Genomic DNA, 22,582 nt, shown 5'->3' on the forward strand with positions numbered 1-22,582 from the left:
GAGCACGGTCACCACCAAGATCGGCACCTCCGGCTGGGGCCGAGCAGCCGGACGAGGCCTGTTCGCCGCCGGGATCGTGCTCACCTTCACCAGTGAGTACGACAAGGCCGACAAGCGCTACCGCGAACAGAACCCCGAACTCACCGAACAACAACGCCAGCTCAAGACCATCGAGACCACCACAGTGCGTTCGACCTCACAGATCACGACCGCGGTCGGAGCAGGGCTGGCAATCGGTGCGGCGATCCCCGTCGGTGGTCCTCTGATCGGACTCGGTGTTGGGCTTGCCATCGGTCTCGGCATGAGCATCCCGGTCGGAAAAGACAAGACACTCGGAGACGTGACTGCTGACGTGGGTGAAGGTGTCTGGAACGCAGTCAAAGGATGGTTCGGAGGATGACTATCGTTTTACACTTGCTCGAAGTGGAAGCTGTCACTCCGCCAGTGGTCGCAGTGGGAATTTTCTTCTTCTGCCTTGGGCTCATCCACTGCCGGTTGGCCTGGAAAGTCTACACAGAGCCTGTGCCTCGATTCGTCACAAGTTACAGCGGATGGTCAAGCACCAGTCTGGCATTGCCTTATTTCGCGGGTTTTTCCCTTTCGATGGGGCTCGGGGCTTTCAAGCCAATCCTTCCCGATGCCGTCATGACCATCGCGGCATTGGTCTGGCTCCCAAGCATCGTGGTGTCCCTTTTGGGAAGCATCATCTGGTTCCCGCGCTTCTTGTTGCCGCCGTGGTACCGTCGCGCGCTGAAGGCGGGTGTTCCCCGTCACGACCCGTACGCCATGGGAGCCTTCAAGGCCCTCCCCGTCGAGGAACAGCGGGCAGCCGTTGCCAAGAACCGCTTCAGCTGAACCTCGACTACAGTTGCGGCATGCTCGACACGAGCATCCCGATCGGGAAGGGCAAGACCCTCGGAGATGGGATTGCTGACTTCGGAGAGGGAGCGTGGAACTTCGTGAAAGGGATTCTCGGTTGATCGAAACTCAGATGGCTCTACTGGTACTCGAGGAGCTGACGCCCGGTTACATCTTTACGGGGATCGTCCTCAACCTCATCGGCTTGTTGTCCTGGTGGCAAGGCTGGAAGGTGTACACCGAGGCTGTGCCGCGCTTCGTGACCACATATCGAGGCTGGTCCAGCCCTCTTCTGAGTCTTCCCTACGGGGGCACCTGGTTGTTCTGTATGGGAACTATTGTTTGGGCACCCGTCGCCCCCTTGACCCTCATGCGAATCATCAGCATCATCTGGTTCATCAATGGAATAGTCATGTTCCTTGGTTTCTTGGTCTGGTTCCCGCGCTTCTTGTTGCCACCGTGGTACCGCCGCGCGCTCAAGGCGGGGGTTCCCCGTCACGACCCGTACGCCATGGGAGCCTTCAAGACCCTCCCCGTCGAGGAACAGCGGGCAGCCGTTGCCGAGAACCGCTTCAGCTGAACCTCGACTACAGTTGCGGCATGACACGAGCCGCCGTCATCACCTGCTCTGACCGGGCCGCCCACGACGTCTACGAGGACCGTTCCGGCCCCATCCTGCGCGATGCCCTGGCTGGGCTGGGTTTCGAGGTGGCAGAGCCGGTCATCGTACCTGATGACCGGGAGCTGATCCGTGGAGCAGTCCTCGCCGCGCAACGAGACGGCGCCCGGATCATCTGCACCACCGGCGGCACCGGGATCAGCCCCACCGATGTCACCGTCGAGGCGCTGCGTGATCTCATCACCCACGAAATCCCGGGCCTCATGGAGGAGGTGCGGCGCCTCGGCGCCCAGAAGGAACCCCGGGCCCTGCTGTCACGTGGCATCGCCGGGGTGATGGAGACGGAACCACGCTGCGTCGTCATCAACGCGCCGGGCTCCCGGGGAGGCGCCCGGGACACCATCGATGTCATCGGCCCCCTGCTGCACCACCTGGTGGAGCAGCTCGACGGGGCCGACCACGATCTCGACCGCCCGGCCTCAGGGTGAGGGGCGTACCCAGTCCCCGGACCGCCCACCGGACTTCGCGACGATCCGGGCCGAGACGATCTCCGCCGACCGGTCGCTGCCCTTGACCATGTCCACCACCGCCAGTGCGGCCACCGTCACCGCGGTGAGGGCCTCCATCTCCACCCCGGTGCGGTCAGCCGTGCGCACCGTCGCCGAGATCGCCACACCCTGATCGGTCACCGCCAGGTCCACCGTCACCCCGTGCACACCGATGACATGGGCCAGGGGCAACAGATCCGGCACCTTCTTCGCCGCTGCGATGCCAGCCACCCGGGCCACCGCCAGCACATCCCCCTTCGGCACCGTGCCGTCCCGCAGCGCAGCCACCACCTGCTCACAACACGAGACCACCGCCTCCGCCCTGGCCTCACGCACCGTGGGTTGCTTGGCGGTGACATCAACCATGCGGGCCTGGCCGCGTCCATCGAGATGGGTGAACTCCATGGGGTCACACTCTAAGGCACGTCACGGTGTCCCCGGCCCGCACCTCTGAGATCCCTTCCGGCACGACCGCCAACGCGTCGGCCAGGGCAAGGCTCGCCACCAGATGCGAACCCGAACCGAGCCGGTGCACCGGCGAGACCCCCTCCTCGGTCAGCACGACAGGAATGTACTGACGCCGTGGTCCCGGCCCGGACCATCCCACCACCGCGACGGCCTCAAAGCACTGCGCCATCTCCTGCCGTCCTGCCATGAGATCGATCAACGGTTTCACGAAGACCCACGCGGAGACGAAGACACTGACCGGATTGCCCGGCAACCCGAGCATCGGGACCTGGCGTGCCTCCCCCAGCCGGAGCAGCCCACTGGCCTGCGGCTTGCCCGGCTGCATCGCCACCGTCACGAAATCGACATCCCCCTGAGTGACCTGCCGCACCACCTCGAAGGCACCCACCGAGACCCCACCGGTGGTCACGACCAGATCTGCCTCACCTGCCGCCTCCAGCGCGGCGGCGAACTCCCTCGGATCATCGCCAATTCTTCCCGCGGTGAGCACCTCCGCGCCGAACTGCCGCACCAGGCCACTCACCAACCAGGAGTTCGAGTCCGGGATCTGCCCGGTCCCCAACCTCTCCCCCGCAGCGACGAGTTCGGACCCCGTGGCCAGTACCGCAACCCTGGGGCGTCGGATCAACGGCACCTCCGCGTACCCGAGTGACGCCGCCGCCGAGGCCGCAGCCGGTCCCCAGCGCAGGCCTGCCCGAAGCGCCAGCTCACCGACATCGACGTCCTCACCCCGACGACGCACGTGCCGCCCCGCTGCAACAGGCTCCGTGATCCGTACCGTCTCGGGCAAAGCAACCGCGCCGACCGGCTGATCGGTCTGCTCGACCGGGACCACCGCATCCGCGCCCGGCGGCATCGGCGCCCCCGTCATGATCCGCGCCGCCTCCCCCGGCCCCACCGTGGGCAGCACCTCGGCCCCTGCCGGGATGTCCCCCACCACCCTGAGCGAGATCCCGGGAGCCAGATCATCAGCCCGCACCGCGAAACCATCCATCGCCGAGTTGTCGAACGGCGGCACCGGCACCCTGGCCAACAGATCCTCCGCCAACACCCTTCCGTCCCCGGCACCGATGCCGCACACCTCGGCCTCGAGCCTCCCGGCCAGCCCCAGGACATGGGCCAGATGCTCCTCGACGCTTCTCAACGTGACCTCCTCAAGGGCAGCTGATCCCAGCATGCCCTCAGGGCGTCGAAGACCGCGACCCGTCCCACCAGGGGGTCACCGAACCCGGCGAGGAGCTTGATCGCCTCCGTGGCCTGCAGTGCACCGAGCTGCCCCACCATCGCTCCCAACACCCCGACCTCCGTCGCCCTCGGGTAGGTGCCCACATCGGGCTCCTCCGGGATGAGGTCACGCAGCCGAAGCTTCTCGCCATGGCGATCCGGCACCCCGAAGACGCTGCACTGACCCTGCATCCCGACCGCCGAGGCCCACACCACCGGGACATCCGCCAGCTCTGCGGCATCGGCGACGAGGAACTTCGCGGCAAAGGTGTCACAGCAGTCCAACACCAGATCGAAGCCAGGAAACAGCTCGGCTGCGCGCGGCCCCGTCAGGTACTCCGGGAAGGACTCGACCACGATCTCCGGGTTGAGGGCCGACAGACGCTCCGCCGCCGAACAGGCCTTGGGGGCGCCGACCAGGGTGTGCAGCACCTGACGCTGCATGTTGCGCAGCTCCACGACGTCGCCGTCGACGATGCCGATCCGTCCGACACCGGCCGCGGCCAGGTACGGCAGGGCGGCCGAACCGAGCCCTCCCGCACCGATCACCAGGACCGACGAGGCGAGCAGCCGCTCCTGGCCCTCGATCCCGAGCCCGACGACATCGATGTTGCGGGCGTAGCGTTCCCGCTGATGATCCGTCAGGGGCATTGCGACCACTCATGACCACCGTCGGCCAGGAACTGCTTCTTCCAGATGGGGAGCCTCGCCTTGATCTCGTCGATCAACTCGTCGAGACAGCTGATCGCCTCCTTGCGGTGTGAGGCCGAGACCGCCAGGTACAGCGCCACACCACCGATGTCGAGCCACCCGATGCGATGCTGCACCGCGATGTGATGGACCCTGGGCGCGAACTCCGCGACCACCTCCTGCAGCACCTCCTCCGCCGAGGGGTGCGCCACGTACTCGATCCCGGTGACGGCCACCCCGTGGTCGTGGTTGCGCACCACCCCGGCGAAGCTCACCACCGCCCCGGCCCGGTCATCCTGGACCAGCCGGAGCAGGGCCTCACCGTCGATGTCCGTGTCCACCACGGCTGCGTGAGAACTCACCGTGCTCCTCAGCTGGGCCTCGCCGCGCCCTTGCGGGCGTAGCGCCACCACGTGACAGCGATACAGACGAGGCACCACACCACACCGATCCAGTAGAACACCACCGCACCGAGCATGGACAGCCCCACCCCGAACAGGAACGGTCCGAAGGCAGCCACCGCCGCGGTCCAGCCGATCACACCACCGGCCTGACGGCGCTCGAAGATCATCGGCATCTGCTTGAAGGTGGAAGCGTTCCCGATCCCGGAGAACAGGAAGATGGCGAGCATCCCCCACAGGAACTGGTTGAACCCGGCCTGCAGGGCCGCCGCGCTCGAGGTGTCCGGGGTGAGGGCCGGAATCGTGAACCCGATCGCCGCCACCAGACCAACCCCGGAGATCAGGGTCCAGATGGCCCCTCCCATGCGGTCGGTCAACGGGGAGAACAGCACCCTGGCACCCGCGCCCACCAGCGGACCGAGGAAGACGAAGGACACCGGGTCCGGAACCGCATAGCCCTCCACCAGCACCGTACCGCCGTCGACGATGGCCGAGTTGCCCGCCCCGTAGAGATTGCCCATGAGCAGCCCGAACTGGGCCGAGAGCCCCGAGAAGGTGCCGAAGGTCATGATGTAGAGCAGCGTCATCCACCAGGTGTCCTGGTTGCCGAAGATGTCGAACTGCTGCCTGATGTTGGCCTTCACCGGAACCGAACGCAGCACCAGGTGGGCCCAGACGGCCACCGCCAACACGATCGGGACGTAGATCAGGGCCGCGTTCTGGTAGAAGACCTCACGGGTGCCGCCCTGCGGCAGCGGGACGTACTGGGCCACCCCGATCATGCCGAAGCCGATGAGCCACGGGGTCAGCAGCTGCACCAGTGACACCCCGAAGTTCCCGATCCCGGCCTGGATGCCGAGAGCCGTTCCCTGGGCCTTGCGGGGGAAGAAGAAGGAGGTCGACGGCATGAACCCGGAGAAGGCCCCACCCCCGATGCCCGCCAGGAAGGCCAGCAGCATCAACACCCAGTAAGGGGTCTGGTTGTTCTGGATGGCGAAGGCCCAGCCGAGCAGCGGCAACAGCAGGGCGGCCGTGGTCCAGGCCACCAGCTTCCGCGTTCCCATGATGGGCGGCAGCACCATCCACACCAGCCGCATCAGACCACCCGAGAGACCGGGCATGGCCGCCAGCCAGTACAGACCGGTGACGTCGATGTCGTGCCCGAGGGCCTTCAGCTTCGGCACGAAGGCGCTCGGCAGGAACCATGCCACGAAACACAGGGTGAGGCTGACCGTGGTGACGGTCAGGGTGTTCCACGCCAACCGTCGATCCCAGGTGGCCTCGTCCTCAGGGTCCCAATGGGTGAGCCAGTCACCGTTGGTCTCGACTCTGGTGCCCATCGTCACTCACCTTCCTTGTCGATCTTGTCCGCCAGCTCCGGGGCGGCCTCGTGCAGCATCCGGTGGATCGTGATGTGCATCCAGACGGCACAGACGGCCACCAGCACGAAGATGCAGAAGAAGGTGCTGCTCGGGAACCCCGACCAGGACTTGGTGTAGGCGAACAGGGGCGGCAGCACGAATCCGCCGAGTCCACCCAGCATCCCGACGAGCCCGCCGACGGAGCCGACGTTGTCCGGGAAGTACTCCGGGATGTGCTTGTAGACCGCGGCCTTGCCGATGCCCATCGCACAACCCAGCAGGAACACCAAGATCACGAACCAGGGCAGCTGCATCGCGTAGTGCATGTGGGTGCTCTCATGGCCGTCGGGATGGATGACGGTGAGGTACCCGCTCGGCATCATGAGGATGCCGCTGGTGACCAGCATCAGCCCGAAGGTCCAGTACATCACGCGGCGCGCCCCCCACCGGTCGCTGAACCAGCCGCCGAGTGGCCGGAGCAGGGAGGCCGGGAAGATGAACGTGGCGGTCAGCAGGGCAGCGGTTCCCAGGTCCACCGCGAAGTTGTCCGTGTAGTACTTCGGCAGCCAGGCCGACAGCGCCACGTAGGCCCCGAACACGGCCACGTAGTAGAGGCTGAACCGCCACACCCTCACGTGGCGCAGCGGCTGCAGCATCTCACGGATCGGCTTCGAGGTCCCCGGTGCCCGGTCCACCTTCGGCACCACCAACCAGGTGATGATCCCGACCACCACCAGCAGCACGGCATAGATCACCGGGATCAGCCGCCAGCCCCCCTGGATGCCCAGGATGTAGGTGCTGCCCGCCGTCGCCGCGATGAGACCGGGGCCGATGAACTTCGTCACCGAGGCCCCGACGTTGCCCGCCCCGAAGACACCGAGTGCCAGGCCTTGGCGCTCCTTGGAGAACCAGGCGGAGTTCCACGCGGTCCCCACCGAGAACAGGTTCCCGGCGAAACCGACGAGGAAGGCCAGAACCAGCAGCATCGCGTAGTTGTTCGCGAACGACACCAGATAGGCGGGAATGGCGGTGGCGAACAGCATGAACAAGGTGACCTTGCGGCCACCGATCCGATCCGCCAGGATCCCGGCCGGCAGACGCCACATGGAGCCGTTGAGCACCGCCACCGCGGAGATCCAGGACAGCTGCTCGTCGCTCAGCCCGAGTTCCTTCTGGATGGGGATGCCGAGGATCCCGAACATCAACCACACCGCGAACATCAGGGTGAAGGCGATGGTGGACATGGTCATGACACGCCCGGCTCCCCGGCCGGTGTCATGGATGGGCGCAACCTCTGTCAGGTGCTTGCTCACTTCTGGGTTCTTTCTTGACGAGGAGGGGGATCAGGGACGACCACGATGGTTGTCCGGGGTACCCACGGGATCCCAGCCACGACCCTTGGTGGTGGTCGAGGCGTGGTCACGAGGGCTGTGGGAGCGGTAGACGATGTAGGGCCGGAACAGGTAGTGCACCGGGGCGGAGAAGGCATGGATCAGCCGGGTGAACGGAACCGCCGCGATGAGCAGCAGGCCCAGGACCACGTGGGTCTGGAACTGCCAGGTGGCGGACTTCATCGCAGCCAGGTCCGGTTGCAGGACGAACAGGGAGCGGAACCACACCGAGACCGTCTCACGGTAGTTGTGGTGGTCCCCGGCCGGGGTGTGGTCACCGGTCAGTGTGGCCACCAGACCGAGCCCGATCACCGTCGCCATCAGCACGTACATCAGCGTGTCGTTGACGGTCGTGGCCCGGGACACCGCCTTGTTGGAGAAACGACGCCACAGCAGCAGCACCAGACCGAAGACCAGCGCGACGCCGGCCAGGCCACCACCGTAGAGCGCCCCGGCGTGGTACATCTCCTGACTGATCCCGATCCAGTCGGTCAGGGCCTTCGGGATGAGCAGCCCCACCACGTGTCCCATGAACACCGCGAGCATCGCGAAGTGGAACACCGGGGAGGCGATCCGCAGCAGCTTCGACTCGTAGAGCTGTGAGGAACGTGTGGTCCAACCGAACTTGTCATACCGGGCCCGCCAGATGGTGCCGCCGATGAGCACCGCCGCCACGACGTAGGGGAACACCCCCCACACGAAGATGTCCAGTCCGGTGATGGGGCTCTCGGTCTTCAGCAGAACGTGCATCTCAGTGTCCTAGGAACTGGGGGTAGGGAAGCAGATCGGCACCCATGCCGACGGTCTCGGTGGGTGGTCCCTCGAGAAGTTTCGCGACCTCGGCCCGGGTCTGCGGGGAAGTGCCGCCGAGCATCTGGCACACCGCCTGGACGACCCCCGCCTGGGGCAGACCGTCCTCGACGAGCCCGATGCGCAGCAACTCCAACGACACCCGGTACTCCTCCAGGAGTCTCCTGCCTGACCCAGGATCGGCGACGGCGGCGAACTCCAGCACCACCGGGAGGTGGTCGGGCAACTCCCCTGCCAGGTCGACCAACAACCCGGAGGATCGGTAGACCTGCTTGAAGTGCAGCAGGGCCTCGCCTCGGCGACGCGTGTCACCGTCGGTCCAGTAGGTCAGGTGCAGGGCGTGGCGACGGGACAGGTCGAACTCCTGGACGTGGAACGACTGCGCCTCCATCAGGGAACTGGAACGCAGGTGCGCAATGGTCGGTGCGAACAGCTCCGCGACCCCCGTCGTGGCCACTGCCTCCTCGATCGCGTCGAGCCGACTGAGCAGTTCCTCGTCCGGATAGCTCAACAGCAGTGCCGCAGCACTGAACACCACCGTGGACTCCATGGCCACTACTCCCCGCGCCTGGCCTTGGCCGAGGCGTAGCTCTCGATGGTGACCGGAACCACATTGCCCATCGCGCTGGCGTAGGGGCCGTTGCCCCCGGCACCCGGGCCACCCTCGAAGTCGAGGGCACAGGCCATCTCCTCCAGGTTGTGCGCCCGCTCGTAATGGGCCTGCGGGATCACGTAGCGTTCGTCGTACTTGGCGATGGCGAGCAGCCGGTACATCTGCTCCATCGCGTCGGGGGTCATCCCGACCGCATGGGCAAGCTCTGGTTGACGTTCCCGTCCCAGGGTGACGTCACGCATGTAGGAGCGCATCGCAGCGAGCCGCTGCAACACGAGGGTCACCACCTCGGTGTCACCGGCGGTGAACAACTCCGCCAGGTACTCCACCGGGATGCGCAGTGCATCGATGGCCCCGAACAGGTTGCCCCCTGCCTCCGAGTCATGGCCCTGTGACTTGAGGAGATCCACGACCGGGGACAGCGGCGGCACGTACCAGACCATCGGCATGGTGCGGTACTCCGGGTGCAGCGGCAACGCCACCTTGAAGTGTTTGATGAGCGCATACACCGGGGAACGCTGTGCGGCCAGGATCCAGTCGGCGGGAATGCCGCTGTCCCGGGCGTCAGAGATCACCCGGGGATCGTTCGGGTCAAGCATCACGTCGAGCTGTGCCTCGTACAGGTCCTTGTCATCGGCCAATGCGGCCCGGGTCACCTGGTCCGGGTCGTAGAGGATGATGCCGATGTAGCGGAGTCTGCCGACACAGGTCTCGGAGCACACCGTCGGCATGCCCGCCTCCAGCCGCGGGTAGCAGAAGGTGCACTTCTCGGCCTTGCCGGTGCGGTGGTTGAAGTAGATCTTCTTGTAGGGGCAGCCGGTGATGCACTGCCGCCAGCCACGGCACTTGTCCTGGTCGACGAGCACGATGCCGTCCTCGACCCGTTTGTAGATCGCACCCGACGGGCAGGAGGCCATGCAGGAGGGGTTGAGACAGTGCTCACAGATCCGAGGGACGTAGAACATGAACGTCTTCTCGTACTCGAACTTGATCTGCAGGTTCGCCTCCTCCCGGAGCTTCTTCACGATGGGGTCGTCGTGTCCCGTCTCGTGGATGCCACCCAAGGCGTCGTCCCAGTTGGCGGACATCGTGATGGCCATGTCCGTGCCCGTGATCAACGACTTCGGCCTGGCCACCGGGAAGTCATCGCCCAGCGGTGCCCTGGTGAGGTTCTCGTAGTCGTAGGTCCACGGCTCGTAGTAGTCCCCGATCTCCGGCTGGGCCGGTGAGGCGAAGATGCTGAGCAACTTCTTGAAGCGACCCCCCGAGCGGAGCTTGAGGCGCCCCGATCGGGTGCGCACCCAACCGCCCTGCCACTTCTCCTGGTCCTCGTAGGTGCGGGGATAGCCCTGACCGGGGCGGGTCTCCACGTTGTTGAACCAGACGTACTCGGTGCCCGCCCGGTTCGTCCATGCCTGCTTGCAGGTCACCGAACACGTGTGGCAGCCGATGCACTTGTCCAGATTCATCACCATGGCCACCTGGGCCATGACACGACGTCGCCCGGGCATCAGTAGTTCACCTCCTGGGAGCGACGGCGCACCGTCGAGACGATGTCACGCTGGACCCCACTCGGCCCCAGGTAGTTGAAGGCGTAGGCCAGGTGGGCGTACCCACCGATCAGATGGGTGGCCTTGAGCAGGATCCGGGTGACCGAGTTGTGGATGCCACCACGACGACCGGTGGCCTGGGACCTCGGAGTGTCGACGACGCGTTCCTGGGCGTGCTGGACGTAGGCCACCCCGGCGGGCAGTTTCGGTGAGACGATGGCCCGGGCCACGAACACGCCGTTGGCGTTGGTCAGCTCCACCCAGTCGTTGTCGGCGACACCGATGGCGGCGGCGTCCTGGACGCTGAGCCAGGCCTGGGACCCGCCCCTGCCCAGCGTCAGCATGAACGGGTTGTCCTGGTACTGGGAGTGGATGGCCCACTTGTTGTGCACCGTGAGGTAGCGCACCGTGATGGCCCGCTCCCCCGTCCCGCCGAGGGCCGGTTCACCGTAGTCGCGCACCATGTCGAGAGGTGGCCGGAAGATCGGCAGGTTCTCCCCGGCGTCGGTGATCCAGTCGTGGTCGAGGAAGAAGTGCATCCGCCCGGTGAGGGTGTGCCACGGCTTGAGCCGCTCGGTGTTGATGGTGAAGGCCGCGTAGCGTCGTCCCCCCGTCTCGGAGCCGGACCACTCCGGGGAGGTGATCACCGACTGCGGGGCCTGCTGGGTCTGGACATAGGTGACCCGCTTCTCCTCCGCGCCCGCGGCGTAGTCCACCAGGTCGCGCCCGGTCTTGCGCTCCAGGTTCTTGAACCCCTGGACCGCCAGCTCACCGTTGGTGGTACCGGAGAAGGTGAGGATGGCCTCCGCCAGGCGCTCGTCGGTGTCGATGGCCGGCCGTCCGGCGGCCGCCCCGGAGGGGAACACCCCGTGCTTCTCGGCGAGGCGCTGCACCTCGTGGGAGACGTCATAGGTGATGTTCTTGGTGGTGAACCCCAGCTCATCGGCCAGGGGACCGACGGTCAGCAGTTTGTCCGCGATCGCCGTGTAGTCGCGCTCCACCACGGCCAGGATCGGCAGGTTCTTGCCGGGAACCGCAGGCAGGTCGGTGCCCCGCCAGTCCGGGACGATGCCGCCCGGTTGGGCGATCTGCCCGGGGGTGTCGTGCTGCATCGGAACCGCCACGAGGTCCTTGCGGACGTCGAGCCGCCCCTTCGCCAGCTCGCCGATCCGGCGCGCCAGATCCGTGAACATCCGGAAGTCCGTGCGGGCCTCCCAGGGCGGGGGGATCGCTGGGGTGAAGGCATGGACGAAGGGATGCATGTCCGTCGAACTGAGGTCGTACTTCTCGTACCAGGTCGCGGCCGGCAGCACGATGTCGCTCAACAGGGTGGAGGAGGTCATGCGGAAATCGGAGGTGATGAGCAGGTCCAGCTTCCCCTCGGGCGCCTCGTCCCGCCAACCGACGACCTCGGGACGCCGGTCGGCCCCGTGTCCGTTCTCCATCACGTTGTTGTGGGTGCCCAGCAGGTGTTTGCTGAAGTACTCGGCCCCCTTCGCGGAGGATCCGAACAGGTTGGACCGCCACAGGATCATGGTCCTGGGCCAGTTCTCCGGGGCGTCGATGTCCTCCAGCGAGCTCTTGAGCTCCCCCGACTTCAGGCGCGCCGCCACGTACTCCTGCGGCGTGGCGTACTCACCGCGTTCGACGGCGGCCAGCGCCTCGTCGGCCAGGTCGAGCGGGTTCCTGTCGAAGGACGGGTAGAACGGCATCCAGCCGAGCCGCTGCGCCATCGCGATGGAGTCCGCGGCGTGCATCCCGTCCAGCCTGCCCTTCGACAGCGGCGAGGTGATCCGGTCGGCCGAGTACCCGTCGGTGCGCCACTGATCGGTGTGCATGTACCAGTAGGCGGTACCGATCATCGTGCGGGGCGGGCGGGTCCAGTCGGTGGCGTTGGCCATGTTGAACCACCCCGTCATGGGGCGGCACTTCTCCTGGCCGACGTAGTGCGCCCAGCCGCCTCCGTTGCGACCGATGCAACCACACATCATGAGCAGTGCCATGATCGAGCGATAGGTGACATCGGCGTGGAACCAGTGGCAGATGCCAGCACCGATGATGACCATGGTGCGTCCCCCTGATTCCGCGGCATTGCCTGCGAACTCACGTGCCGCCCTGAGGCAGGCCTCGGCGGGCACCGAGGTGATGGTCTCCTGCCAGGCCGGGGTGTAGGGCGTCCGGGCGTCGTCGTAGCCGCTCGGCCAGAGCCCCGGCAGACCGTCACGGTGGACACCGTACTGAGCCAGCATGAGGTCGAGCACCGTGGTGACGAGCTTGCCCTCGACGTAGCGGGCCGGGACACCTCGACGGATGATGGTTCCCTGACCTCGGGGATCCTCGAAACAGGGCAGGGCGATCTCGACGGGTTGCGATCCGGGCAGGTCGTGCAGGCTGAGGGCCGGGTCGATCTCCCCCAGGTCGAGGTTCCAACGGCCCTCACCATCGGCGGCGTAGCGGAACCCCATCGAACCGTTGGGAACCGCTGGCGTCCAGCTGGCCTGATCCCACATCACCGTCTTGAACTGGGCGTCGGACTCGTTGCGATGCGTCGGCAGGTCCGCCGCCGTGAGGAACTTCGAGGCCGTCAACCCGTGGCCGTCAGGGTGCTCCTCCAGGGTGACGAGCATCCCCATGTCGGTGTAGTGCTTGACGTAGTTGTCGAAGTACTCGACCTTGCGGTCGACGAAGTTCTCCTTGAGGATGACGTGCCCCATGGCCATGGCCAGTGCGGCATCGGTGCCTGCCTGGGCGGGCAACCACTCGTCGGCGAACTTGACGTTGTCGGCGTAGTCGGGGCTGACCGCCACCACCTTGGTGCCGCGGTATCGCACCTCGGCCATCCAGTGGGCATCCGGGGTACGGGTCACCGGCACGTTGGACCCCCACATCATGAGGTAGGTCGCATCCCACCAGTCGCCGGACTCACACACGTCGGTCTGGTCGCCGAAGACCTGGGGGCTGGCCACCGGCAGGTCGGCGTACCAGTCGTAGAAACTCGTCATGGCACCACCGATGAGGTGGGTGAAGCGGGTACCGATGGCATGGGAGACCATGCTCATCGCCGGGATCGGCGAGAAGGAGACGCAGCGATCCGGTCCGTGGTGCTGGATGGTGTTGACATAGCTGGCGGCCGCGATCTCCAGTGCCTCCTCCCAGGAGATCCGAACCAGCCCACCCTTGCCGCGGGCCTGCTGGTAACGACGCCGCTTGACCGGATCATTGGTCACCTCGCGGAACGCCTCGACGGGATCACCCAGTCGGGACTTCGCCTCCCGGTACATCTCGACGAGCACGCCCCGGGCGTAGGGGTAACGCACTCGGGTGGGCGAGTAGGTGTACCAGGAGAAGGCCGCACCACGGGGGCAGCCACGCGGTTCGTACTCCGGGCGGTCCGGCCCGGTGGAGGGATAGTCCGTCTGCTGCGACTCCCAGGTGATCAGGCCGTCCTTGACGTAGACCTGCCAGGAACATGATCCCGTGCAGTTCACCCCGTGGGTGGAGCGGACCACCTTGTCGTGGCTCCAACGATCCCGGTAGAAGACATCCCCGGCACGGTCTCCCTCCCGGAGAACCGCCCTCCCGTCATCGATGTGCTCCCACTTCGTGAAGAACTTCCCGACCTTCAACAAGGCCTCTGACGCGGGGCCATCCAGACGTGGTGAAGCGCTGCTCATGGGCCATAGCTTGGCACGACTCGACGGAAATTTCACATGTTTATTGAGAATTTATTTTTTACGGAGAAAACTCGCCATCAACGCCGTGGATGCGGGCCAAATCCGGGGTGTCGAGATCCACGGTCGCCAATTTTGGAACGTTTTTCATTGCCAAATTCAGCCTCGTCAGCAACCGTTTCACCGACATGCCCCGACACTCCCCTCGGGCCTCGACCACCGCCGCCCTGAGGGCCGCCAGCCGGTACCGAGCCGCCAGGTGCTGCGGCCAGCCCTCCTCATCCACGAGAACCACACCATCGGCATCGAGATCGCCATCGAGCAGACAGGACACCGTCACGTCGGGAGAGGCCAGATCGCCCGCGAGCACCATGACCTCCGTCGCCCCATCCGCCCAGGACACATCCGTCACCGCGGCGGCCAGCCCGGCAGCAGGCCCCCCGTAGGGCGGCTCCTCCAACACGAAACGGACGCGGGGGTCCTCGAACCCCTCCCGGGACGGCGACACCACGAGAACCCGGTGGCACCCCCACAGAGCCGCCTCGACAACCCGCTGGAGCAGGGTCCTCCCGGACACCGTGAGCTCGAGCTTGTCGGTGCCCATCCGAGACGACCGTCCTCCACCGAGGACGATGCCGAGACGCTGCTCAGCCACCGGCGAAGGGGGGCAGCACGTCGAGCTGGGCGACCCCGGTCAGGTCGAGGGCGAGATCGTTGACCCTCACCCCGTCCGCCAGCAGGGAACTCACCCGGAGTACCTCGGCCAGCCGCGGATTCCCCCGACCCAAGCTCTCGACGACCTCGGCAGCACTCATCCCCTCGGCCACCACCTCCGTCTCCTCCGTGCCGGCCGCCTCCATGGCACCCGCGAAGAACCGAACCTTCATGCCTTCCTCCTCAACAGAACTCACCCACCGATGGCGCTCATCGTGCGCTCCGGCGGCGTGAACCCGATCTCATCGATCCCGTGCGCCCTGGGCTTGGCCGCGTGCGCCACCGCCCAGGCCGCGACGAGGTCGTCATCGCTCCCCTCACCACGGAGGATGCCCCGCAGATCGGTCTCCCGCCGGGAGAAGAGACAGGAACGCACCTGCCCGTCCGACGTGATGCGGGTCCGGTCACAGGCACCGCAGAAGGGATCGGTGACCGAGGCGATCACACCGATGCATCCCCCTGGTTGCTCATCGTCCGGGGCGACCCGCCACAGCTCGGCCGGGGCCGCGCCGCGTGCCTCCTGTGCGGGTGTCAACTGGAACCGTCGTCCGAGCACCTCGAGGATCTCCGGTGCGGTGACCATCCGGCTGCGATCCCAACCGTGCCGGGGCCCGAGCGGCATCTGCTCGATGAACCGCAGTTGATGCCCCCTCGTCAGGGCGAACCCGGCCAGCGGCAGGATGTCGTCCTCGTTGACCCCTCGCATGATGACCGAGTTGAGTTTCAACGGTCGCAACCCGACCTGCTCCACCGCCTGGATGCTCCGCAGCAGGTCAGGCAACCGATCACGACGGGTGAGCTGCGCGTAACGCACCGGATCGAGCGAGTCGACCGAGATGTTGACCCGGTCGAGCCCGGCCCGGGCCAGCCGGTCGATGCGCTTGTCGAGCCCGAGCCCGTTCGTGGTCAAGGACAGCTCGGGACGCCCGTCGGGGCCGACGAGTCCAGCGGCTGCTGCGATGATGCGCTCCAGCCCCCCGCGCAGCAACGGTTCACCACCCGTGAACCGGATGCGTTGCACCCCGAGCCTGGTGACGGCCACCCGGATCACCCGGATGACCTCCTCGTCGGTCAGGGTTTCCTCGGTGGGCAGCCACTGCAGACCCTCGGGTGGCATGCAGTAGCTGCACCGCAGGTTGCACCGATCGGTGAGTGAGACCCGGAGGTCCCGGGCGATGCGCCCGTGGGCGTCCACCAGTTTCACCGAGTTCATGGTGAAAATGCTACAGCCCGTCACGTGTTGCAAGATTGTGTCCGTGACGACAACCCCTCATGGTCTGGGCCCCACCCGAGCTCGGGTGCTGGCCCTGTTGCAGACCGCAGCCGCCCCCATGACGATCACACAGATCGCCGAGCGGCTCGACCTGCACCAGAACTCCTCGCGTTTTCACCTGGAGGCCCTCGTCGCAACCGGCTACGCCACCAGACATCAGGTCGGCACCGGTGGCCCAGGACGGCCCCCGATGCACTACCAGGCCACCTCGGAGTCACCCGAGATGCATCACGTTCACCTGGTGGAACTCACCCAGACCCTGCTGGGACAGCTCTGTCTGCTCTCCCCCGACCCCGGGGCCTCGGCCATCGAGGCGGGGCGCACCTGGGGCAGCTCACTCGCCTCCCAGGAGGAGCGGGACCACGAACTGCCGGAGACCACTGTCATCGATCTGGTCCGCCACCTGGGTGAACGAGGTTTCACCACCACGCGCGACCAGGCCGGGCTGTGTTTCTCCCGCTGCCCGTTCCGGGGCACCGTCCGGGATGACCTGCTACCACTGGTGTGTGCGGTCCATCAGGGGTTCCTCGACGGCTTCCTCGAGGGAACCCGGGTCCACAGCGGTCTGCTGGAGATCGGGGAGCAGACCTGCCGGGTGGACCTGGGCATTCACGAACAGGGCTGAGCCAGTGCCGCGACCTCACCGATGACAGTGACCGCAGGGGGCTGCACCCCTGCCTGCTCAGCGGCTGCGGCCAGCTCACCGACCGGGGAGCTGAGCACCCGCATCGTGGGAAGACCGGCGTTCTCGATGACCACGGCCGGGGTCGTCGTCGCGAGTCCGGCGGCCACGAGACGTTCGGTGATCCGTGGCAGGTTCTGCACGCCCATCATGATCACGATCGTCAAACCGGAGGTGGCCAGATGGTCCCAGTCGATGCTGCCCCGCGGGTCGTCCGGGGCGACATGGCCGCTGACCACCGCGTATCCCTGGACGAGGCCCCGGTGCGTCACCGGTACCCCGGCCAACCCGGCACCGGCGATGGAGGAGGAGATTCCGGGGACGTAGCTGACCGGAATCCCGGCACGCTCACACGCCTGCCATTCCTCGAAGCCGCGCCCGAAGACGAACGGATCCCCGCCCTTGAACCGGACGACGGTGCGTCCGGCCAGCGCCTGGTCCACGAGGATCTGGTTGATGGTCTCCTGGGGGGTGAACTCACCACGTGGGATCTTCCCGACGTGGATCACCTCGGCCCCCTCGGCGATCTCCTCGAGCAGCTCCGTGGGCACCAGACGATCCGTCACCACGACGTCGGCCGCACGCAGCGCCTTCAGCCCGGCGACGGTGATGAGATCGGGGTCCCCGGGGCCCGCCCCGACCAGGATCACTCGTCCACTCATGCCAGTTCCTCCTTCAACACCTGCAACAGCCGGGCACGGAGCTCCGCCCCGGGGATCCGCGCTCGGAACCATTCCTCACCCAGCCCCGGGAACGTATCACCCCGTCTGAGGCCGAGCCCACGGGCCCTCACCTTTTCCCTGAGTCCGCTCGGCCCCCTGACCAGCAGGAAGGGAGCCGCGGAGTCCACGACGTGCAGTCCGAGTCCCCGCAGTCCTATGGTCAGGGCCTCGCGTTCCGCGTCGAGCTGCTCCTGCCACTGACGAACCTCCGCGTGTGCCTGCCCGGTGGACACCGCCGACATCGCCGCGAGTGCAGGAGAGCTGACGGCCCAGGGGCTCTGCACCGCCTTCAGACGCGCGATGAGCTCCTCATCGCCGATGACGTATCCGACACGCAGCCCCGCCAGCCCCCAGGTCTTGGTGAGCGAGCGCAGCACGAGCACTCCCGTCAGTCCTCCCACGAGCATGGACTCGCCCTCCCCGGGCACCGCGTCCATGAAGGCCTCGTCCACCACCACGACCCGCCCCGGGCGACAGCAGCGGCGGATCTCCTCGGCCGGGTGGAGCACCCCCGTCGGGTTCGTCGGGTTGCCGATCATCACGAGGTCCGCTCCGCTCGGCACCCGATCCGCATGGAACCGGAATCCGTCCTCGGGCCAGCTCAGCACCCGATGCGGCACGACACCTGCAGCCCGCAACGCGGCCTCGGGTTCGGTGAACTGGGGATGGACCACCACGGGGTGCCGGTGTGGCAGGGCCCGGGCGATGAGGGTGAAGGCCTCCGCCGCTCCTGCCACCGGCAGCACGTTGCCCTCCTCGACACCGTGCCATGAGGCGAGCGCAACGATGGCCGCACGGCTGTCCGGGTAGGGGGCCAGAGCAGCGGCCCGGATCTCGGCGAGCAACCACGCCGGGGGTTCAGACAACCTCACGTTCACGGCGAGGTCCACCACCCCCGGGCTCAGTTCCGCATCACCGTGGTGGTGCAGATCCGGTTCGACGCTGCGCATCGGGGCCGCTCCCGGTTCTCCCCGCGGCACCTCTTCGCGGAAGGCATGGACGGCATCGGCGAAACGTTGGGCCAGCTGAGGGTGACCGGCCCAGTGGACGTGGAGGTAGGAGGCATGGACGTTGTCACTGCTCCAGCCGTCGTCCCAGTGCCCTTGCGGCCCCTCCCAGCCCCAGGCAGCCGTCATCCCGGGCGGGAACTGTGTCGTGGTCCGGTGGAACTCGTGACCGGTGACCTCCTCCCCGCTGCGCGCGTAGAAGCCGTCACGCACGGCACTGGCACGTCGGTAACCCAGCGTCAACCGGGGTCCCATCGCGGCCACCCCGGGAATCGCCCCCACCATCGGGGACCCGTCGACGCCACGAGCCAGGTAGAGCATCCCGGCGCATTCCGCGACCACCGGGACCCCGGCGGCGATGTGCCGACGCAGATCGGCCAGCAGGGTCTCGCGGGAGGTGAGGGCCGCGGCATGCACCTCGGGGAACCCGCCACCGAGATAGATGCCTGCCGTGCCCTCCGGCAGGGCGTGGTCCACTGCTGGGTCGAAGATCACGGGGCGGCAACCGGCCGCCTCGAGCAGTTCCAGGGTCTCGGCGTAACGGAAGGTGAAGGCCCTGCCTCCCGCGACGGCGACGACCGGACGTCGTGGCGAGGGAGGTACGACCTCTGCGGTGGGCTGCCACGGGGGCACCACCACCTCGGGTGCGGTGCGTGCCGCGGCGATGAGGGCGTCGAGATCGACATGGGTGGCCACCTGCTCGGCCAGGCGTCCCATGGTCGCCTCGGCATCAGCGCGCTCCTCGACGGGAACCAGCCCCAGATGACGCGACGGCGCCTCGATCGCGGCGTCCCTGGGCAGGATGCCGAGGATCGGAAGGTCGAGACCATCCAGCGCGGCGAGCACCTCGTCGCGGTGCCGGTCGGTGGCCACCTTGTTGATGATGACCCCGGCGAAACGCAACGCAGGATCGTAGTGGGTCAACCCGAGCGCCACGGCCGCGATGGAACGGGAGGTGGCCGAGGCGTCGAGACACAGCACGACCGGGGAGGAGGACAGCGCGGCCACGTGAGCGGTGGAACCGAATCCGTGGTGACCCAGTTGGCCGTCGTAGAGCCCCATCACCCCCTCGATGACGCTGATGTCGGCTCCTGTCGCCCCGTGGGCGAGCAACGGTGTGATGCGCTCCTCGCCGACCAGGAACGGGTCGAGGTTGCGGCCCGGCCGCCCGGAGGCCATGGCATGGTACCCGGGATCGATGAAATCAGGACCGACCTTGAACCCCTGGACGGTGAGTCCCCTCGCGGCCAGCGCGGCGATGATCCCGGTGGTGATGGTCGTCTTGCCCTGGCCGGAGGCTGCGGCCGCCACCACGAAACGGGGCAGGTTCACCACTCGATGCCCTTCTGGCCCTTCTGCCCCTCGTCGAAGGGGTGCTTGATCTTCGTCATGGTCGTCACGAGCCCGGCCACCTCGAGGATCGGCTCGGGGCAGCGCCGTCCCGTGATGACGACGTGCTGGAACCCGGGGCGGTTCCGCAGCACCTCCGCCACCTCCTCGGCATCGATCCACCCCCACTCCATGGGGTAGGTGAACTCGTCGAGGACGTAGAGGGTGTGGGTCTGTTCCGCCAGCCGTCGTCTCACCTCCGCCCAGCCGTCACGGGCGGCCTCCGCGGGATCCTCGTCGGCTGACCTTCGGGTCCAGGACCAACCCGATCCCATCTTGTTCCACTCGACGGGCCCGCCCTCGCCGGTGCTGTCGTGAAGTCGCCCCAGCGCCTCGAGTGCACTCTGCTCACCGATCCGCCACTTGGCGGACTTCACGAACTGGAAGATCCCGATGCTCCAGCCCTGGTTCCACCCTCGCAGGGCCAGACCGAAGGCGGCCGTCGACTTGCCCTTGCCCTCACCCTGGTTGACCAGCACCAAGGGGCGGTTGCGCCGTTGCCGGGTGGTCAGGCCGTCGTCCGGCACAGTGGTCGGGGTTCCTTGGGCCATCACGCCACCTCCTGGTACTGGCCGCGCACCACCTGGGTGATGGCGGCCGGGTCGAGTTCCGCCATGGGCACCAGCTCGGCCCCCAGACGCATCGCGAGGTCACCGGCGAGCCCGAGCCGCATCGGCCCGCTCTCACAGTCGATCACCACGCAGTCGAGACCACGCAACGACAACGCGTCCGCAGCGGCACGGGAGCGGGCGAGTGCGCCCTTGCCCGCCGTGGCGCGGCCGTCGCTGAGCAGCACGAGGATGGGACGTCGCGTCGGATCCTTGACCGCCTCGGTCGCCAACACCTGGGCCGCACACTCCAGCCCCTCGGCCAGAGGGGTACGGCCACCGTGGGGCAGCTCGTCGAGCCGCAACGCCGCTGCCTCGACGGAATTGGTGGGAGGCAGCACCAGCTCTGCCCCCTCACCCCTGAAGGTGATCATGCCCACCTTGTCGCGACGCTGGTAGGCATCCAGCAGCAGGGACAGCACCGCGGTCTTCACGGTGGTCATGCGTCGCCTGGCCCCCATCGATCCTGAGGCATCGACGACGAAGAGCACCAGGTTGGACTCCCGTCCCTCCCGTCGGGCACGTCGGATGTCCTCGCCGAGGATGTGGAGCCGCTGCCCGTCCCGCTTGCCGCGGGTCGCCTGGTGCGGGGCGGCCGCCTTGATGGTGGCTGGAACGTGCCAGGCACCGGTCGTCGCGCGGGGATCGACACCGACGACCCGGCCGTGGCTGGTCAGCGCCCTGGAGCGTCGTCCCGGTGTCCCCTCCCCTAGGCCCTTGGCCCGAAGCACTCGGGGCCGGAAGGGAGAATCCGCGCTTGCCAGTCCCATCGGTGCCATCCCTGATGGCGGCTCCGACTCCTGCGACTCCGCCGAGGGTGGATCCCGCTGCGGCTCAGGCTGCCCGGGAGGGTCAGCCGGAGCGTGCTGGTCCTCCGGCTCGGGCCTGGCATCTCCGGGGCGCTGGGCGTCATCGTCCGGTCCCTGTCCCGGGTCCTCGGGGGGTTCGGGTTCCGGATCAGGCTCGTCGTCGCCCAGCAACTGGTCGAGCAGGTCCTCGTCCAGGCCCGGGGCGTCGAAGGGCTTACGGCGGCGGCGGTGCGGCAGGGACAGCAACGCGGCCACCCGAATGTCGGCCTTGGTGACCCTGTCACGCCCCTCCCAGGCCGCGTTGGCGACGGCGGCCCGGGCGGTGACGATGTCGGCACGCATCCCGTCCACGTCGAAGGCGGCACAGACCTCGGCGATCTTGGCGAGCATCGCATCACTCAGCTCGACCCGATCGACGCGTCGTTGTGCGTCCGCGATGCGTCGGGCCAGCTCGGCCTGCCGATCGGCGTAGGAGGCCCGGAACCCCTCCGGGTCGGCGTCGAAGGCCATGCGTCGCCGCACGATCCCCACCCGCGTGGCAGGGTCGCGGGGGGCATGGACCTCGACGGTGAGACCGAACCGGTCGAGCAACTGCGGACGCAGCTCCCCCTCCTCGGGGTTCATGGTGCCCACCAGCATGAAACGGGCGGCATGGGAGACCGAGACCCCGTCACGTTCGACGGTGTTGCGCCCCATCGCGGCGGCGTCCAGCAGCAGGTCCACCAGGTGGTCGTGGAGCAGGTTCACCTCATCGACGTAGAGGATCCCCCGATGGGCGGCGGCGAGCAGACCCGGCTCGAAGGTGGTCTCCCCCTTGCCGAGAGCCGCCTGCAGGTCCAACGACCCGGTCACGCGGTCCTCGGAGGCACCCACCGGGAGCTCGACCAGCGGTACGGGCACCGTCGCCACCTCCCGGTTGGCGACGTCCAGGTCGAGACAGTCGGCATCCAGCTGGTCGGGGTCGCAGCGGAACCGACATCCGACGAGGACCTGCTGCTTTGGCAGCACCTCTGTCAGACCACGCACGATGGTGGACTTCGCCGTGCCCTTCTCGCCGCGCACGAGCACCCCTCCGATCTGGGGGGAGATGCTGGCCAGGATCAGGGCACGCGACATGTCCTCGGCACCCAGGACCGCGGTGAATGGGAACTTCATCTGAGCCTTCCTGTGGGTC

22 protein-coding genes are annotated in these 22,582 nt (G+C 67.2%); 5 read left to right on the top strand and 17 right to left on the bottom strand.

Going from position 1 to position 22,582, the window contains the following annotated elements; genetic code table 11:
- From EII34_RS13730 to EII34_RS13745, 4 genes are all read left to right on the top strand, one after another.
- The coding region (locus EII34_RS13730; RefSeq protein ID WP_221620310.1) for a hypothetical protein at positions 1-400 on the top strand (400 nt) is incomplete at its 5' end.
- Positions 401-414: 14 nt separating this feature from the next.
- Positions 415-855 carry a hypothetical protein gene (locus EII34_RS13735; protein ID WP_124845743.1) on the top strand — a complete coding sequence of 147 codons (441 nt, stop codon included), beginning with the start codon at positions 415-417 and terminating at the stop codon, positions 853-855.
- Positions 856-976: 121 nt separating this feature from the next.
- The gene (locus EII34_RS13740) at positions 977-1,438 is read left to right on the top strand and encodes a hypothetical protein (protein ID WP_124845744.1); all 462 of its coding nucleotides are present in this window, start codon (positions 977-979) and stop codon (positions 1,436-1,438) included.
- Positions 1,439-1,458: 20 nt separating this feature from the next.
- A complete protein-coding gene (locus EII34_RS13745; RefSeq protein ID WP_124845745.1) occupies positions 1,459-1,965 on the top strand; it encodes a MogA/MoaB family molybdenum cofactor biosynthesis protein in 507 nt (168 codons plus the stop codon).
- Here the strand turns inward: EII34_RS13745 and moaC are convergent.
- The 13 genes from moaC to moaA form a co-directional block, all read right to left on the bottom strand.
- On the bottom strand, positions 1,957-2,430 hold the full coding sequence (gene moaC / locus EII34_RS13750; protein WP_124845746.1) for a cyclic pyranopterin monophosphate synthase MoaC: 474 nt from the start codon (positions 2,428-2,430) through the stop codon (positions 1,957-1,959). The genes EII34_RS13745 and moaC overlap by 9 nt on opposite strands.
- A 4-nt stretch (positions 2,431-2,434) precedes the next feature.
- Entirely contained in the window at positions 2,435-3,637 is a 1,203-nt protein-coding gene (locus tag EII34_RS13755) for a molybdopterin molybdotransferase MoeA (protein WP_221620311.1), read from the bottom strand.
- Positions 3,634-4,368, bottom strand: coding sequence for a HesA/MoeB/ThiF family protein (locus EII34_RS13760; protein WP_124845748.1), 735 nt, complete (start codon positions 4,366-4,368; stop codon positions 3,634-3,636). The genes EII34_RS13755 and EII34_RS13760 overlap by 4 nt, the downstream gene beginning before the upstream one ends.
- Positions 4,359-4,769 (bottom strand): molybdenum cofactor biosynthesis protein MoaE, encoded by a 411-nt coding sequence (locus EII34_RS13765; RefSeq protein ID WP_185711350.1) that lies wholly within the window; start codon positions 4,767-4,769, stop codon positions 4,359-4,361. The genes EII34_RS13760 and EII34_RS13765 overlap by 10 nt, the downstream gene beginning before the upstream one ends.
- A gap of 8 nt (positions 4,770-4,777) precedes the next feature.
- Complete coding sequence (locus EII34_RS13770) at positions 4,778-6,148, bottom strand: MFS transporter (protein WP_124845749.1); 1,371 nt, start codon at positions 6,146-6,148, stop codon at positions 4,778-4,780.
- A 2-nt stretch (positions 6,149-6,150) separates the two neighbouring features.
- Complete coding sequence (locus EII34_RS13775; RefSeq protein WP_124845750.1) at positions 6,151-7,419, bottom strand: MFS transporter; 1,269 nt, start codon at positions 7,417-7,419, stop codon at positions 6,151-6,153.
- Between the two features lie 93 nt (positions 7,420-7,512).
- On the bottom strand, positions 7,513-8,310 hold the full coding sequence (gene narI / locus EII34_RS13780; protein ID WP_124845751.1) for a respiratory nitrate reductase subunit gamma: 798 nt from the start codon (positions 8,308-8,310) through the stop codon (positions 7,513-7,515).
- A gap of 1 nt (position 8,311) precedes the next feature.
- The gene (gene narJ / locus EII34_RS13785) at positions 8,312-8,920 is read right to left on the bottom strand and encodes a nitrate reductase molybdenum cofactor assembly chaperone (protein ID WP_124845752.1); all 609 of its coding nucleotides are present in this window, start codon (positions 8,918-8,920) and stop codon (positions 8,312-8,314) included.
- A gap of 5 nt (positions 8,921-8,925) precedes the next feature.
- Complete coding sequence (narH, locus tag EII34_RS13790) at positions 8,926-10,494, bottom strand: nitrate reductase subunit beta (RefSeq protein WP_260425168.1); 1,569 nt, start codon at positions 10,492-10,494, stop codon at positions 8,926-8,928.
- Complete coding sequence (locus tag EII34_RS13795) at positions 10,494-14,207, bottom strand: nitrate reductase subunit alpha (protein ID WP_124845753.1); 3,714 nt, start codon at positions 14,205-14,207, stop codon at positions 10,494-10,496. The genes narH and EII34_RS13795 overlap by 1 nt, the downstream gene beginning before the upstream one ends.
- A gap of 58 nt (positions 14,208-14,265) precedes the next feature.
- Positions 14,266-14,859, bottom strand: a complete 594-nt coding sequence (gene mobA, locus EII34_RS13800; RefSeq protein ID WP_124845754.1) for a molybdenum cofactor guanylyltransferase — start codon at positions 14,857-14,859, stop codon at positions 14,266-14,268.
- Positions 14,852-15,091: a MoaD/ThiS family protein gene (locus EII34_RS13805; RefSeq protein WP_124845755.1), complete on the bottom strand. Its 240-nt coding sequence runs from the start codon at positions 15,089-15,091 to the stop codon at positions 14,852-14,854. The genes mobA and EII34_RS13805 overlap by 8 nt, the downstream gene beginning before the upstream one ends.
- Before the next feature lie 20 nt (positions 15,092-15,111).
- Positions 15,112-16,131 carry a GTP 3',8-cyclase MoaA gene (gene moaA / locus EII34_RS13810; RefSeq protein ID WP_124845756.1) on the bottom strand — a complete coding sequence of 340 codons (1,020 nt, stop codon included), beginning with the start codon at positions 16,129-16,131 and terminating at the stop codon, positions 15,112-15,114.
- A gap of 43 nt (positions 16,132-16,174) precedes the next feature.
- On the opposite strand from moaA, the gene EII34_RS13815 reads away from it, so the two are divergent.
- On the top strand, positions 16,175-16,816 hold the full coding sequence (locus tag EII34_RS13815) for a helix-turn-helix transcriptional regulator (RefSeq protein WP_185711351.1): 642 nt from the start codon (positions 16,175-16,177) through the stop codon (positions 16,814-16,816).
- Here the strand turns inward: EII34_RS13815 and cobA are convergent.
- The 4 genes from cobA to EII34_RS13835 are packed head-to-tail and all read right to left on the bottom strand — an operon-like array spanning position 16,801 to position 22,563.
- Positions 16,801-17,535 carry a uroporphyrinogen-III C-methyltransferase gene (gene cobA, locus EII34_RS13820; protein ID WP_124845758.1) on the bottom strand — a complete coding sequence of 245 codons (735 nt, stop codon included), beginning with the start codon at positions 17,533-17,535 and terminating at the stop codon, positions 16,801-16,803. The two genes, EII34_RS13815 and cobA, sit on opposite strands and share 16 nt — an antisense overlap.
- On the bottom strand, positions 17,532-19,934 hold the full coding sequence (locus tag EII34_RS13825; RefSeq protein ID WP_124845759.1) for a cobyrinate a,c-diamide synthase: 2,403 nt from the start codon (positions 19,932-19,934) through the stop codon (positions 17,532-17,534). The genes cobA and EII34_RS13825 overlap by 4 nt, the downstream gene beginning before the upstream one ends.
- On the bottom strand, positions 19,931-20,542 hold the full coding sequence (gene cobO / locus EII34_RS13830) for a cob(I)yrinic acid a,c-diamide adenosyltransferase (protein WP_124845760.1): 612 nt from the start codon (positions 20,540-20,542) through the stop codon (positions 19,931-19,933). Before cobO ends, EII34_RS13825 begins: the two co-directional genes overlap by 4 nt.
- A complete protein-coding gene (locus EII34_RS13835; protein ID WP_124845761.1) occupies positions 20,542-22,563 on the bottom strand; it encodes a putative cobaltochelatase in 2,022 nt (673 codons plus the stop codon). The genes cobO and EII34_RS13835 overlap by 1 nt, the downstream gene beginning before the upstream one ends.
- Positions 22,564-22,582: the final 19 nt, after the last annotated feature.

The sequence above is a fragment of the Arachnia propionica genome (genome assembly GCF_003859805.1).
In the GTDB taxonomy this organism is placed as follows: Bacteria; Actinomycetota; Actinomycetes; order Propionibacteriales; family Propionibacteriaceae; genus Arachnia; species Arachnia propionica_C.

What these genes read in the sequence shown, in the direction of transcription:
- EII34_RS13795 (WP_124845753.1), bottom strand. Translation starts at nt 14,207, where the DNA reads ATGAGCAGCGCTTCACCACGTCTGGATGGCCCCGCGTCAGAGGCCTTG.
- EII34_RS13760 (WP_124845748.1), bottom strand. Translation starts at nt 4,368, where the DNA reads ATGCCCCTGACGGATCATCAGCGGGAACGCTACGCCCGCAACATCGAT.
- EII34_RS13770 (WP_124845749.1), bottom strand. Translation starts at nt 6,148, where the DNA reads ATGGGCACCAGAGTCGAGACCAACGGTGACTGGCTCACCCATTGGGAC.
- moaA (WP_124845756.1), bottom strand. Translation starts at nt 16,131, where the DNA reads ATGAACTCGGTGAAACTGGTGGACGCCCACGGGCGCATCGCCCGGGAC.
- narJ (WP_124845752.1), bottom strand. Translation starts at nt 8,920, where the DNA reads ATGGAGTCCACGGTGGTGTTCAGTGCTGCGGCACTGCTGTTGAGCTAT.
- EII34_RS13745 (WP_124845745.1), top strand. Translation starts at nt 1,459, where the DNA reads ATGACACGAGCCGCCGTCATCACCTGCTCTGACCGGGCCGCCCACGAC.
- cobO (WP_124845760.1), bottom strand. Translation starts at nt 20,542, where the DNA reads ATGGCCCAAGGAACCCCGACCACTGTGCCGGACGACGGCCTGACCACC.
- narH (WP_260425168.1), bottom strand. Translation starts at nt 10,494, where the DNA reads ATGCCCGGGCGACGTCGTGTCATGGCCCAGGTGGCCATGGTGATGAAT.
- cobA (WP_124845758.1), bottom strand. Translation starts at nt 17,535, where the DNA reads ATGAGTGGACGAGTGATCCTGGTCGGGGCGGGCCCCGGGGACCCCGAT.
- narI (WP_124845751.1), bottom strand. Translation starts at nt 8,310, where the DNA reads ATGCACGTTCTGCTGAAGACCGAGAGCCCCATCACCGGACTGGACATC.
- EII34_RS13835 (WP_124845761.1), bottom strand. Translation starts at nt 22,563, where the DNA reads ATGAAGTTCCCATTCACCGCGGTCCTGGGTGCCGAGGACATGTCGCGT.
- EII34_RS13775 (WP_124845750.1), bottom strand. Translation starts at nt 7,419, where the DNA reads ATGACCATGTCCACCATCGCCTTCACCCTGATGTTCGCGGTGTGGTTG.
- EII34_RS13805 (WP_124845755.1), bottom strand. Translation starts at nt 15,091, where the DNA reads ATGAAGGTTCGGTTCTTCGCGGGTGCCATGGAGGCGGCCGGCACGGAG.
- moaC (WP_124845746.1), bottom strand. Translation starts at nt 2,430, where the DNA reads ATGGAGTTCACCCATCTCGATGGACGCGGCCAGGCCCGCATGGTTGAT.